Origin of the sequence: Psychrobacter sp. W2-37-MNA-CIBAN-0211, from assembly GCF_040309405.1 — a bacterium.
GTDB classification, from domain to species: domain Bacteria; phylum Pseudomonadota; class Gammaproteobacteria; order Pseudomonadales; family Moraxellaceae; genus Psychrobacter; species Psychrobacter glaciei.
This window is the reverse complement of the sequence record NZ_JBEOOU010000016.1, coordinates 45,466-58,411: the sequence shown is the minus strand read 5'-3', so window position 1 is coordinate 58,411 and position 12,946 is coordinate 45,466. Positions and strand designations below refer to the sequence as shown.

The following is a 12,946-nucleotide window of genomic DNA, read 5'->3' as shown; positions in this document are numbered from 1 at the left end:
GTGAGAACGTCCTGTTGAAGATATGTCAGAGATTTTTATCCAAGGTTTGTAATCGGCAAGCTCACTTTGACCTCTGCCTTCTCTAAGCCACTTCTGTTGTTTTTTTGAGCGCATAAAAAACCCCTGCTATTGAATCGAAAATAGCAGGGGTAAATATCTAAGCAAGAGGATGATACTTTATTACTCAGTATGATAAATGATTACTCAATGACAATTTTTACTATCTAAACGTAAAAATTATTCAACCGTAACACTTTTTGCAAGATTACGCGGCTGATCGACGTCGGTTCCGCGCATGACTGCCACATGATACGACAGCAGCTGTACTGGCACGCTATAAACGATAGGGGCAAGCGTCTCGCAAACATCGGGTACATATACTACATGCAAACGATCTTCTGCGACCATTTGACTGGCTTCACTGGCGAATACGAATAGCTCACCGTGACGCGCATGAACTTCTTGCATATTGGCTTTAAGCTTATCGAACATACTGTCTTTGGGTGCAAGCACCACGATAGGCATATCCTTATCAACCAAAGCTAATGGACCATGTTTAAGCTCACCAGCGGCATAACCTTCCGCATGAATATAAGAGATTTCTTTGAGTTTTAACGCGCCTTCCAAGGCGATTGGGAATTGAAGACCACGACCTAGGAACAGGCAGCTTTTCTTATCTTCAAAGCTTTCACTCATGGTTTTGATAGGCGCATCTAGGTTTAAGCTGGCATGCAGCTGACCAGGTAGCTGTTGTAACTCACCGAGCAATGTGCTCAATCGCTCGCCAGTCATACGTTGCTGAACCACACCAACCTTTAATACCAATAGCATTAATGCCACCAACTGCGTGGTAAAGGCTTTAGTAGACGCCACACCAATCTCAGGTCCCGCGAGGGTCGGTAAGAAAATATCGGTTTCACGTACTAACGATGAGGTCGGTACATTACATAAGGCTAAGCTAACTAGCCCTGCTGGGGTTTGTTTTTGGGTATCACGTAGCGCTGATAAGGTATCAGCCGTCTCACCAGATTGAGAAATACAAATGACCAGTGTGTTGTCGACGACGACAGGGTTACGATAACGGAACTCACTGGCTACTTCGACTGAGCAGGGCACCCGTATCAGACTTTCAAACCAGTATTTGGCTACCATGCCCGCATGATAACTGGTACCACAAGCGAGGATTTGCACATGGCGAATATCTGCTAGTAGCACTTCATGACGCTGCAAAAAGTCGTCGCGTAATTTAGAGGTTTCACTATTATTTATGGCCATCTCGATAGTACGTGCTACTGCGTCCGGCTGCTCATAAATTTCTTTGAGCATATAATGCTTAAACTCACCTTTATCCGCATTATGTTGGGCGGCATCAATCTCATGTATCTGGCGTTGCACTTCAACACCATCTGCATAGACCTTAATGCTATTGCGAGTCAGCTTTGCAATGTCACCTTCTTCTAGATACATAAAGCGGTTGGTAACGGGTAATAGCGCCAACTGATCGGAGGCGATAAAGTTTTCACCGATACCCAGACCAATGACGAGAGGTGAGCCTAAACGTACGGTAATGAGCTCATCTGGGCAATCGATATGCACAATACCAAGCGCAAATGCACCATGGAGTAATGGAATAACCGCACGAACCGCTTCTAATAAATCAGGCGTGTTTTTATAAATATCATGAATTAGATGCGCAACGACTTCGGTATCAGTTTGCGAGGTGAATTCATAGCCCTTAGCCATTAATTCTTCTTTTAGCTCGGCATAGTTCTCAACGATACCGTTATGCACCACGGCAATCTTGCCTGATACGTGCGGATGGGCGTTACGTTGTGCAGGTTCGCCATGCGTGGCCCAGCGTGTATGCGCAATACCAATATGACCATCAAAAGCGTCTGGATTAACCGCGACAGCATCGACCAATGCTTGTACTTTGCCGACTTGGCGCTCGCGGTGTAGCTCACCATCACGAATGACTGTCAAACCAGCTGAGTCATAGCCGCGATATTCTAAACGTTTAAGACCTTCAAGCAAGATATTGGCGATATTACGCTCAGCGACTGCCCCAACTATTCCGCACATAAGTATTCCTTAAGTTTCAATGTTTCGATGCTTCAATGCTTTATATTGTGATAATTTCGCATGGCGAATTTATACTGTCTCAAAGTAGCTTTATTTAGCCCCTGCCAGTTCCACATTTGAATGTTCAACAGACCCTAACCATTCAAAATTATTAAGCAGTACCACAAAGATTGCCGCACTGCTTAGTTTTGCTCAAGCCTGACTGTGATTGACCTAGATACCGACGAGTCCGTTATTTTTTGATTGGACGCTGAAAGTCATTTTTTTGCACTTGACGCGCGCGACCAAAGGCTAATGCTTTACTATCAACATTTTTAGTAATCACAGAGCCTGCCGCAACCGTTGCGGTATCTCCAATGGTGACTGGCGCAACTAGGCTGGCGTTAGAGCCGATAAAGGCATTGTCTTCGATGATAGTCTGTGATTTATTGACACCATCATAATTACAGGTAATGACACCAGCGCCGATATTGACGCCTGTACCGACAGTTGCATCACCGATATAGCTCAAATGATTCACTTTACTGCCTTGACCGATGGTCGATTTCTTAATTTCTACAAAATTACCGACCTTACTGTTATCAGACAATACGGTCTCAGGACGCAAATGGGCAAAAGGTCCTACATCAACACCTGCACCAACCTCGGCGCGATCAATCACACAATACGGTTTGATATGACAGGCGTTACCAATTTGGGCATTTTTGATGACACAGCCTGCTTCGATATAAACGTTATCACCCAAAGTACAGTCGCCTTCGAACACCACACCGACATCGACGAATACGTCTTGACCGGCTGTCAAGGTGCCACGAATATCAACGCGGCTCGGATCAGCAAACTGTACACCAGCTTCTTGCAAATCGGCAACCAGCTTACCCTGCCATGTGCGCTCTAAGCTGGCAAGCTGTTGACGGTTATTGACGCCTTCAATCTCAAACGTATGCTCAGGCTCAATCGCGGCAATCGTAATACCATCAGCGACGGCCATCTTAACGATATCAGTTAGATAATACTCTTGTTGTGCATTATCGTTAGAGAGCTTTGGCAGATATTTATGCAATAGGGCATTGTCGACGCAATAAATACCGCTATTAATCTCTTGGATGCTTTGCTCATCGGTGCTGGCGTCTTTTTGCTCGACGATGGCTTCGATATTGCCTGCTTGGTCACGCTTGATGCGACCCAATCCAAACGGATTGTCGACAGTAAGTGTCAGCATCGACATACCGTCAGTATTAGCCACCTTTAATGCCGCTAGCGTCTGGCAGCTTACCAATGGCACATCACCATATAGAATGAGGCTTTGCCCTGATTTTGGCAAATCGGACAAGGTCACTTTAACGGCATGTCCTGTCCCTAACTGTTCAGTCTGGGCAACCCACGTGATTGAGGATTGGGTGTATTGGTTAGCAATTTCTGATTTTACTTGCTCGCCACCAAAACCATGAACGATGATAGTTGCGTCAACAGTCAGCTGGTGACAGGTATCTAATACGTGACTTAATAAAGACTTACCGGCCAGTGTCTGTAGCACTTTTGGCTTGGCCGATTGCATGCGCGTGCCTTTACCAGCAGCTAGGATAATTACAGAAAGAGGAGAGGTCATAGTAGCTCGTTAAATGTAACAAAATATAATTTATGATTATAGCGCAAACGCCACTGCAAAAAAACGCAATGCCGTGCAAGCTTTGTAACTTAAGGTTATACAAAGGGTTATATAGTCAGTCATACAAAAAAGCCGAATCGCGTATCTGCTTATGTAATCGGTTCAATATAATTTAGATACAAAGAAGGCGAGTGAAAGTACTAAAAATAGTGGGCTAAGCGAGCCTGACACCGTATTTGATCTATAAAGTATTGACTACAACAGCATACCGAGCATGACAATCATCCATACCGCTGCCGCCATTACGCCAGCAATAATATCATCAAGCATAATACCGAGACCACCGGCGACTTTTTTGTCTGCCCAACCGATCGGTGGTGGCTTAATAATGTCAAAAAAGCGAAAAAGTACAAAAGCGATGATAATCGCAATGATAGATAAATTTTGTGAAATGTCTTGCCAAAAACTGGCAGTAGACACCCCCATGTAAGAAAACGGTAGTAAAGTAATCCAAATGCCTGCCCATTCATCCCAAACAATATGCGGATCGTCATGACCTTGCATGAGCTCTGAGGTACGACCACATATCCAAATACCAATGAGGCAGGACAAGATGGTAATAATCAAAAATGGCACAAAGCCTAAGCTCATTAGAGGTATGGCGACGATTAAGCCACCAACTGACCCCCAAGTGCCGGGAGCACGGCGAGGCAAGCCACTACCTAAACCGATACCGAGCCAATAAACCACACGATCAAGCAGGCTAGCATTTACGGGCAATGGAGGGCAGTCATTGGCTTTGCTAATGTCAGGCTTAGATAGGTCGTGATCAGTCATGGATTAGCCTGTGAAGTGTTGGTAGCCGGTAAGGGTGGGCCATGTAGAAAACGGCGCGGGGTGAGTCGGTGTGACTGGCGTTCCTTGATAAAATAACTCAGGACGTAAAGCGGTCGATGTGTCTGTGTCTTTATGATTTGTCATCGCAGTCACCTCACCGATACAGGTGACTAGCGTGTTGCCTGTAGGTGGTTCAATATGCGCAGGCAAAGTAAAAGCCAACTCATAATCATCGCCACCCGCCAGCTGACACAATAAGCGCTCATACAAATCTACGCTTGCCAATGGTTTGCTAGTAGGTAGCTGCTCCAGATTAAGCCGCATACTAACGCTGCTTTGTTGGCAGATATGGCCAAGATCTTGATAAAGACCATCAGAGATATCTATCATCGCGGTTGCACCAATTTTTGCCAGTGCTGCCCCTAAGGCAATACGTGGAGTCGGCATATGCAAACGATGGGCAAGCTCTACGCCTTGAGCACTGTCAGGATGTTGCAGGGCATAGCTGGCATCGCCGAGTGACCCTGATACGTAGACTTTATCACCAACTTGCGCACCTGAGCGGTAGACAGCTGGCGTGTCTGCGGCAAGTAATCCTTGCGCGCTGACGCTGAGTACTAAGCGCTCGCTGCGTGTAGTGTCACCGCCAATAAGGGTAACCTTGAATAAGTGACAGGCATGAAACAAGCCTTTGGCAAATTCAGTCAGCCATTGCTCGTTCGCTAAACGTTCAGGCAATGCTAATGCTAGCAGAATACTATGCGGTGTTGCGCCCATAGCGGCAATATCTGAGACATTAACCGCCACGGCTTTATAACCAATCGCAAACGCCAATTCGTCAATGTGTTGCCAGTCGGCATGAAAGTGACGACCCTGAACCAGCGTATCAATACAGCTGACCAAGCGCGAGCCTGCAGGCAATGCTATGACAGCTGCATCATCGCCGATACCCTTTTCGATACCGATTAATGGTGCATGTGCCGCTTGCATCTGTGAAAATATGCGCTCGATCAGCTCAAATTCATTCATGGTTAGTCTTGGCTTTTCGTATCAGTATCGTCTGTTGCAGTAACATCTGACACATTAGTATCTGATGTGGTCTCTTCTGAGTCAACATTGAGAATATTAGAGTCCGTTAGACCAGTATCCGCTGTGGTATTTTCTTCGTTGCTGTCGTCATTGATAGCATCAGCAGCTACATTTTCTTCAATAGGCTGTTCATCAACGACGACATCTTTTTCAACAATGCTTTCTTCTACAATATTCTCTTCTACAATGGGTTCTACTGCAGTAACTGTCTCAACACTGTCGTTTTCAACCGTGTTTTCGGCAGCATCTTTCTTACTCGCCTTAAAGTCACTAATATTTGCACTGGCTTTACTAACGCTACTACGTTTGACGGTAGCATTATTGGCGCTGATACGTGGTTTGTTTGAAGCAGTGAGTGTTTCTTCCATAGCATGGGTATCGGCACTGTTATCTGTATCAGCTTCTACTACCGGTTTAGCGGCCGCTTTTTGTGAGGTGCGTAGATTGGCTTTACTATCTGCTTCTACTTCAGTAGCGCGCAGCTCAACTGCCATTTTATCAAGGACGGCATTAATCAGTTTATGGGCGTCAGTGGCACCAAAGTGATTATTAAGCTTCATCGCTTCGTCAAGCACGACTTTATAAGGGATTTCTAAACGGTTTTGCAGCTCGTAAGAACCAATCAAAAGAATAGCGTGTTCAACGGTATCGAGTTTATCAATTTCACGATCGAGATACTGACTAATAAGCGCATCTAGCGCCTCAATCTGCTCAGGAATATCACGCATCATTTCATGATAATAGCCGATATGTACGGTATGCATGGCATTGGTCGCGCGTGTACGAGCAGCGATATCATGCGGTGCATTGGCCTTCCAGCCAAGCTTACCGTCTACATCAAAGCGACGATCAGTGACGAGCCATTCGTATAGACCTTGCATCGCAAAGCGGCGCGCCTTACGGATAGCGGTGTGACTGGTCTTGTAAGAAGACTCACTCATATCGAAGGTTTGATCACCCGCACTGCTGCTCGCAATACGCGTGGCTTCAGCTTGACTATCATTGGTTTGGGCGGTTTTCGCAGCGTTAATAGCGCGCTTGAGTTGGTCAGTCATAGAGGGTCTATACCTAGTTTTAAGATAAGAAGTTTTAAAATAAAATGTTAAATAGTAGTCGGCTGGCAAATTTACCAGACAGTTTTAGATACTGCTGTTGAACATTTAAATGACATACTTAGGGCTATCGCAGTAACCATAGCCCTAACAGATTTAATCAACAATAATACTTATCAATAACAATGCTACTTATCAATAAAGAATGGTGCTGAATCGCGACTCAAAAACATTCAAATGCTAATGAATGAGCAACGCATTCAATTAAGCGTCATCACTATCGTCATCGATGTCTAGCTGTGATAGTACCGCAATCATCTCTAGCACGACCATAGCTGCTTCAGAGCCTTTGTTACCAGCTTTCGTGCCAGAACGCTCAATCGCTTGCTCGATGCTGTCGGTCGTCAATACACCGTTGGCAACAGGAATATTATAATCAATCGCAACGCTGCTTAGGCCTTTGGCTGATTCACTCGCCACAAAGTCGAAATGCGGCGTGCTACCACGGATAATCGCGCCTAACGCAATGATGGCATCAAAACGGTCTGATTCAGCAGCGCGCTGAGCAACCAATGGCAATTCGAAAGCACCAGGAACGCGAATAACGGTAATGTTGCTACCCAAAACACCATGACGAAGTAGGGCGTCGATAGCACCATCTACCAATGATTCAACGACAAAACCGTTAAAACGACCAACCACGATACCAATACGGGCATCTTCATTCTGATGTAAGTTACCATCAATATGAGTCACGTCATTGCGTTGCTGTTGTAAATTCGACATAAAAATATCCTTCGCCTAATGGGCTTTTAATTAAAATGTAGGAGTAGCTAAATATAATGATAGATTCAAATAATACCAAACCCAAAAAGTACGATTAGCTGTGTCAAACTTGTTTAGTCTACAATGTGTAGTACTTACACTCGTTTTCCTTGCTACTCTAATTTTTGTGAATGGTATAACTTATTTGATTGGTTATCACGTAAACGAATTGACCGTTAAATGAACGAAAACCAAATGATAATAAGCAGTTAGCGCTATGATAACATTTTTTCTAATTTATTTGCATTTTACAAACGTATTACAGGCGCATCTGTATCCCTTGCGCTGCCATATATTCTTTGGCTTCCTGCACGGTGTACTCACCGAAGTGAAAAATGCTGGCGGCAAGCACCGCATCGACGCCGCCCTCTAACACGCCTTCTGCTAAATGCTGTAGGTTGCCGACGCCACCTGAGGCAATAACAGGTACGTTAACGCGGCTGGTAATTTGTTGCATCAAGGCCAAATCATAGCCTTTTTTGGTGCCATCACCGTCCATCGAGGTGACTAGTAATTCGCCAGCGCCAAGCTCAGCCATTTTACTTGCCCAAGCAACCGCATCAATGCCCGTTGGCTTGCGACCACCATGGGTGAAAATCTCCCAACGCGGCAGGATGATGCCATCAACTTCAATATCCGCGACACGTTTGGCATCGATAGCGACAACGATACATTGATTACCGAATTTTTGCGCCGCTTCACCGACGAATTCAGGCGTAAATACGGCAGCTGAGTTGATCGCGACTTTATCCGCGCCAGCATTGAGCAAGTTGCGGATATCAGCGATTTTACGCACACCGCCACCGACGGTTAATGGCACAAATACCGTTTCTGCCATACGCTCAACCGTATGATAAGTGGTATCGCGCTCGTCGTTGGTGGCAGTAATGTCCAAAAAAGTAATCTCATCTGCGCCTTGTTCGTTGTAGCGTTTGGCGACTTCAACAGGATCGCCTGCGTCTTTGATATCGACAAATTGCACACCTTTGACCACACGGCCATTATCAACGTCCAAGCAAGGAATGATACGCTTTGCTAACATAGGGTCTTTCACCTTATAATCAATTCTCTCAATGCGCTAGTCTAGCAAAATCACCGCCATATCAGGCAGATTTTCGCAAGATTATTACGCTTTTCGCTATCGTTTGCTCAGGCGCGTTACAATTGTCGCCATTGCTGTTTAAATCTATCCTATTTAACTTTTTATTTAATTGCCAAAAGTGAGATGTCATGTCCGTCTATACCCAGTTAACCAATGATCAGTTTGCCGCCTTTTGTCAACGCTTTGGCGTCTCGTTCGCGCGCGCCATTCCGATTACCCAAGGTATCAAAAACTCTAACTGGTTTATTCAGACAACTGATGATGTAGATGGTGCGCACTCTTATGTATTTACCTTATTCGAAGAGCGTCCACCAGAAGACATCGAAAAAATGGCGGTCATTTTAAATCAATTAGACGGTAAGTTGCCGGTCGCTGCGCCATTGGCATTGATTGATGATGAAGGATTAGACAGTGGTAAAAATAGTGGTGATAAACGCTATGTTATCCATTATGACGATAAAGCCATTACCCTAGTGCCGTGCTTATCGGGCGCGCATCCACAGCAAACCACGCAAGCGATGTGTCATGAAATCGGTGCCGCCTTAGCGATGCTGCACGAGACCTTGCAAGCGTTGCAACCTGCGGAAGAATACGGCGTACCTTTGTATCCATGGTCAGAAGTTCGTGACCGTGAAATGCAGTTTATGCCCAGTGACGAAGCTAAGCTCATGAGTGATATTTGGCAATCTTATACAGATTTGCCGCTTGCCACTTTGCCAAAAGGCTTGTGTCATTTAGACATGTTTGCTGATAATACCTTATGGAACTTATCGTTAAATAATAGCCAAAAAGGTGAAGAGCGCTTAACGGGGCTGTTAGACTTTACCGAAGTCAGCGTCGAGCATTATGTGATGGATATTGCCATTACGATTAATGATTTTTGCACTACGTGGGGTGATGCCGAGCAAGGCGAGTCAGTGAATTTTGACCGCAATAAAATGGCGGCATTTTTACAAGGCTATGAGTCAAAACGTCCACTTGGCAACGATGAAAAACGTGCGTTATCGGTTATGCTGGCAAAAGCGGCCGTTATTTTTTGGCTGTTACGTTTGAATGTTATCCATTACAACCGTACCGAAGGGCGTACGGGCGATAACATCATGGTTAAAAACCCTGACTTGATGAAACGCCTTGCTGCTTATCATTGGGCTCATGTAGAAAAACCGCAAAATAATACAGTATTTGTGCTTTGGGGGAATAAAGTAGACAATCAAGTAGTCGGTGTCTTTAGCAACATCACGCAAGCCGAGCAAGCACGTGAAAAATTGAGCAATAGCAGTGAGTTTGCAATCAAAGAATATACGCTAGATCAATTATCGTAAACATTGCCTACGCATTTATTCTAGTACCAATTTTAGTACCGAAACCTTAGAGGCGACCCCATGACCGATCAAGTTGATAACTGGCACAAACTGGCACGCTACGACACCAATATGCAAGGCGAGCTGCATGCCAATCTGCTGCGCAACAATGGCATTACCGTGTCCTTGCAACCGCTAAGTGCCATTCCCGGGATGAATTCTGGTGTCGTACTGTGGGTAGAAAACACGGATTTGGCACAAGCTCAACGTATCTTGGGTGGTGTTGAAAGCGACGACAATACGGGAGCGGATTTGTTGGCTAGCATGAGTGATATAGAACTTGGTATTGTGTCAGGTAGTCCGGTCAATCATGACGCAGCAGACAATCACTATAATAAAGGCGGTAACGCATAAATGTGTCAACTCCTAGGAATGAACTGTAATACCCCGACGGATATTGGTTTTAGCTTTGCTGGCTTTCGCAAGCGCGGCGGCATGACGGACAGTCATGAAGACGGCTTTGGCATTGCGTTTTTTGAGCGTAGCGAGTGTGCCAATGATGACAGCTCTAAGCGTGATGAGTCGGCAAATGCCTCAACGGGACTGCGCTTGTTCCATGACAACCGACCAAGCCATTTGTCACCAGTCGCTGATTTGGTCAATAACTATCCAATCAAAGCCATGAATGTCATTGCGCACATTCGTAAAGCGACTCAAGGGCAAAATTGCTTGGCGAATACTCATCCATTCGTCCGTGAAGTCTGGGGTGAGCAGTGGGTATTTGCGCATAATGGACAGATGAATAGTGAATTTATCAAACGCTGTCAGCGCTTGCAAGACAACGGTAACGCCTCACATTGCCAGCCAGTAGGCAATACTGACTCTGAAATGGCATTTTGCTATTTAGTTAATCGCCTAAAAAGTAGCTTTAAGTCGCGTCCCGATGATCAAACGCTGTTTAATTTTTTGACTACTCAATGTCGTTATTTATCCGCCAACGGTCTATTTAATTGTCTAATATCGAATGGTCGATGGCAATTGGCTTATGCCGGTAGCTTATTGTTTTATCTCACGCGCCAAGCACCTTTTGGGGAAGCCAAACTGTCAGATGATGACTTGGCAATTAACTTTGGTGATGTGACGACGGATCAGGATAAAGTCACTATTTTAGTGACCGTTCCACTCACTGAAAATGAAAAATGGCAACAGCTGGCGGTCAATGAATGTCTCATCTTCCAAGACGGCGAGATTCTGTTTAAAGACAGCCCAAGCCAGCGTAAGTTTTTGACGATTGAGGAAGGTATTGCGGTGGCACGAGCGGTTGGAGCGAGTGTTTAGGGGATGATATGAACCATGATGAGCTTTTAGAGTTACTCGATACTCTTATTGAATGTTGGGAAAATGAAGTTGTCGAATTTAAGCGCGGTAAAAAAGAGTTCTCTTTATCTGATATCGGGAAGTATTTCTCAGCTATATCTAACGAAGCTAATTTGCGAGGGCAAAGTTTTGGCTGGCTAGTATTTGGTATTGATGATAAAACCCGACAAGTCATTGGCACAGACTACAAGGCTAAGAGTTCTGAACGTATCCAAGCAGTGAGTCAGCAGATTTCTCAAGATACGCAACCAACAATCACCTTTAGAAATATTTTTGAATTGCAACATCCTAAAGGGGGTGTTGTTATGTTTCAAATTCCAGCAGCACCTAAAGGTTCGCCAATATCTTACAACGGGCATTACTACGCTAGAGCTGGTGAAAGTTTAGTAGCACTAGGATTGGACAAGTTAAATGAGATTAATCAACAAGAAAAATGGATAGATTGGTCGGCACAAATAGTATCAGAAGCGACTATAAATGACCTAGATCCGAATGCATTAAATAAAGCAAAGCAAGGTTTTGCTAGAAAAATGGATCAAAGGCTAGAAAGCCAAGCAGTGCTTGAGCTAGATGATTTAGATTTTCTAAACAGAGCTAGATTAACTGAAAATGGCAAAATTACTAGATCTACGCTTTTACTTCTTGGCAAACCAGAGTCAGCTAGATTTCTTTCACCTCACCCTGCGGCTATGGTATGGAGCTTAGAAGCGGAAGAAAGAGCTTACGAACACTTCTATCCACCTTTTTTATTAACATCAACACAGCTATACCAGAAGATACGTAATTTCCAAATACGAATTTTACCTGATGATGAGCTCATTCCTGTTGAAATCGATAAATATAATCAACGTGTCGTTTTAGAAGCTTTGCATAACTGTATAGCCCATCAGGACTACACTAAAAACTCTAGAATTATCGTGTCTGAAAAAATAGATCGTTTAATTTTTGAAAGTTAAGGAAGCTTTTTCGAAGGTAAACCTGTGGATTATGTAACAGAAGAGAGAAGACCAAAAAAGTATCGTAATTATAAGCTTGCCCAAGCTATGGTTCAATTGAATATGATTGACACAATGGGTTATGGAATCCATGAAATGTACGAGAAACAGGCGAAGCGCTATCTGCCGTTACCTGATTACGATTTGACAATGCCTCAGGCTGTTAAGTTAATTATATACGGTGATGTTGTAGACCCTGCATATAGCAAGTTATTAATTAAAAATACAGATTTATCAATAATGGAAATTATAGCTTTAGATAGAGTTCAAAAGGGTCAAAATATTTCTAAAAGTATGGCTAAGGAGTTACAACGGAAGAACCTTATAGAAGGACGAAGACCTAACTACTATGTATCATCATCAGTGGCAGAAGCCACTAATAAAAAAGCTAAATACATACGTAATAGGATTCAAGATGATACTTTTTATATGCAACTTATTTTAGACTATATAGACAAATACGAATGTGCTACAAGGCCTGATATCGATAGCTTGCTAATACCAACACTTAGTGAAGTTCTCGATGAAAAACAGAAAGTCACTAAAATAGGTCATTTATTGACGAAACTTAGAAAAACAGAAAAAATAGAAAACGTTGGAGTGGGTCGGTACTCTAAGTGGGTTATGAAGTGAGAGAAGCATTTTAATTGAGAGAGGTTTGAGAGAGAAAAAGCCTA

12 protein-coding genes are annotated in these 12,946 nt (G+C 44.0%); 5 read left to right on the top strand and 7 right to left on the bottom strand.

Annotation, left to right across the window (positions count from 1 at the left end):
• Positions 1 to 237: 237 nt before the first annotated feature.
• The 7 genes from glmS to hisF form a co-directional block, all read right to left on the bottom strand.
• A complete protein-coding gene (gene glmS / locus AAEY72_RS12810) occupies positions 238 to 2,082 on the bottom strand; it encodes a glutamine--fructose-6-phosphate transaminase (isomerizing) (protein ID WP_352310760.1) in 1,845 nt (614 codons plus the stop codon).
• A 232-nt stretch (positions 2,083 to 2,314) separates the two neighbouring features.
• Complete coding sequence (gene glmU / locus AAEY72_RS12805; RefSeq protein WP_352310758.1) at positions 2,315 to 3,691, bottom strand: bifunctional UDP-N-acetylglucosamine diphosphorylase/glucosamine-1-phosphate N-acetyltransferase GlmU; 1,377 nt, start codon at positions 3,689 to 3,691, stop codon at positions 2,315 to 2,317.
• A gap of 255 nt (positions 3,692 to 3,946) precedes the next feature.
• Positions 3,947 to 4,528 carry a phosphatidylglycerophosphatase A family protein gene (locus AAEY72_RS12800; RefSeq protein WP_352310756.1) on the bottom strand — a complete coding sequence of 194 codons (582 nt, stop codon included), beginning with the start codon at positions 4,526 to 4,528 and terminating at the stop codon, positions 3,947 to 3,949.
• 3 nt (positions 4,529 to 4,531) lie between these two features.
• The gene (thiL, locus tag AAEY72_RS12795) at positions 4,532 to 5,557 is read right to left on the bottom strand and encodes a thiamine-phosphate kinase (RefSeq protein WP_352310754.1); all 1,026 of its coding nucleotides are present in this window, start codon (positions 5,555 to 5,557) and stop codon (positions 4,532 to 4,534) included.
• 2 nt (positions 5,558 to 5,559) lie between these two features.
• Positions 5,560 to 6,672, bottom strand: a complete 1,113-nt coding sequence (nusB, locus tag AAEY72_RS12790) for a transcription antitermination factor NusB (RefSeq protein WP_352310752.1) — start codon at positions 6,670 to 6,672, stop codon at positions 5,560 to 5,562.
• A gap of 261 nt (positions 6,673 to 6,933) precedes the next feature.
• Entirely contained in the window at positions 6,934 to 7,455 is a 522-nt protein-coding gene (ribH, locus tag AAEY72_RS12785; protein ID WP_010200525.1) for a 6,7-dimethyl-8-ribityllumazine synthase, read from the bottom strand.
• A 298-nt stretch (positions 7,456 to 7,753) separates the two neighbouring features.
• The gene (gene hisF, locus AAEY72_RS12780; RefSeq protein ID WP_189586995.1) at positions 7,754 to 8,536 is read right to left on the bottom strand and encodes an imidazole glycerol phosphate synthase subunit HisF; all 783 of its coding nucleotides are present in this window, start codon (positions 8,534 to 8,536) and stop codon (positions 7,754 to 7,756) included.
• Positions 8,537 to 8,724: 188 nt separating this feature from the next.
• Between hisF and AAEY72_RS12775 the strand changes: the two genes are divergently transcribed.
• From AAEY72_RS12775 to AAEY72_RS12755, 5 genes are read left to right on the top strand one after another with little or no spacing between them, the layout of a single operon-like run.
• A complete protein-coding gene (locus AAEY72_RS12775) occupies positions 8,725 to 9,918 on the top strand; it encodes a homoserine kinase (RefSeq protein ID WP_352310750.1) in 1,194 nt (397 codons plus the stop codon).
• 60 nt (positions 9,919 to 9,978) lie between these two features.
• Positions 9,979 to 10,311: a hypothetical protein gene (locus AAEY72_RS12770; RefSeq protein ID WP_352310748.1), complete on the top strand. Its 333-nt coding sequence runs from the start codon at positions 9,979 to 9,981 to the stop codon at positions 10,309 to 10,311.
• Positions 10,312 to 11,235: a class II glutamine amidotransferase gene (locus tag AAEY72_RS12765; protein ID WP_189586999.1), complete on the top strand. Its 924-nt coding sequence runs from the start codon at positions 10,312 to 10,314 to the stop codon at positions 11,233 to 11,235.
• A gap of 8 nt (positions 11,236 to 11,243) precedes the next feature.
• The gene (locus AAEY72_RS12760) at positions 11,244 to 12,230 is read left to right on the top strand and encodes an ATP-binding protein (protein ID WP_352310747.1); all 987 of its coding nucleotides are present in this window, start codon (positions 11,244 to 11,246) and stop codon (positions 12,228 to 12,230) included.
• 24 nt (positions 12,231 to 12,254) lie between these two features.
• On the top strand, positions 12,255 to 12,902 hold the full coding sequence (locus AAEY72_RS12755; RefSeq protein ID WP_502945378.1) for a hypothetical protein: 648 nt from the start codon (positions 12,255 to 12,257) through the stop codon (positions 12,900 to 12,902).
• Positions 12,903 to 12,946: the final 44 nt, after the last annotated feature.

Excerpts from the sequence above, each read along its gene's own strand:
- AAEY72_RS12760 (WP_352310747.1), top strand. The coding sequence starts at position 11,244 with ATGAACCATGATGAGCTTTTAGAGTTACTCGATACTCTTATTGAATGT.
- nusB (WP_352310752.1), bottom strand. The coding sequence starts at position 6,672 with ATGACTGACCAACTCAAGCGCGCTATTAACGCTGCGAAAACCGCCCAA.
- ribH (WP_010200525.1), bottom strand. The coding sequence starts at position 7,455 with ATGTCGAATTTACAACAGCAACGCAATGACGTGACTCATATTGATGGT.
- AAEY72_RS12770 (WP_352310748.1), top strand. The coding sequence starts at position 9,979 with ATGACCGATCAAGTTGATAACTGGCACAAACTGGCACGCTACGACACC.
- AAEY72_RS12775 (WP_352310750.1), top strand. The coding sequence starts at position 8,725 with ATGTCCGTCTATACCCAGTTAACCAATGATCAGTTTGCCGCCTTTTGT.
- AAEY72_RS12800 (WP_352310756.1), bottom strand. The coding sequence starts at position 4,528 with ATGACTGATCACGACCTATCTAAGCCTGACATTAGCAAAGCCAATGAC.
- hisF (WP_189586995.1), bottom strand. The coding sequence starts at position 8,536 with ATGTTAGCAAAGCGTATCATTCCTTGCTTGGACGTTGATAATGGCCGT.
- thiL (WP_352310754.1), bottom strand. The coding sequence starts at position 5,557 with ATGAATGAATTTGAGCTGATCGAGCGCATATTTTCACAGATGCAAGCG.
- glmS (WP_352310760.1), bottom strand. The coding sequence starts at position 2,082 with ATGTGCGGAATAGTTGGGGCAGTCGCTGAGCGTAATATCGCCAATATC.
- glmU (WP_352310758.1), bottom strand. The coding sequence starts at position 3,691 with ATGACCTCTCCTCTTTCTGTAATTATCCTAGCTGCTGGTAAAGGCACG.
- AAEY72_RS12765 (WP_189586999.1), top strand. The coding sequence starts at position 10,312 with ATGTGTCAACTCCTAGGAATGAACTGTAATACCCCGACGGATATTGGT.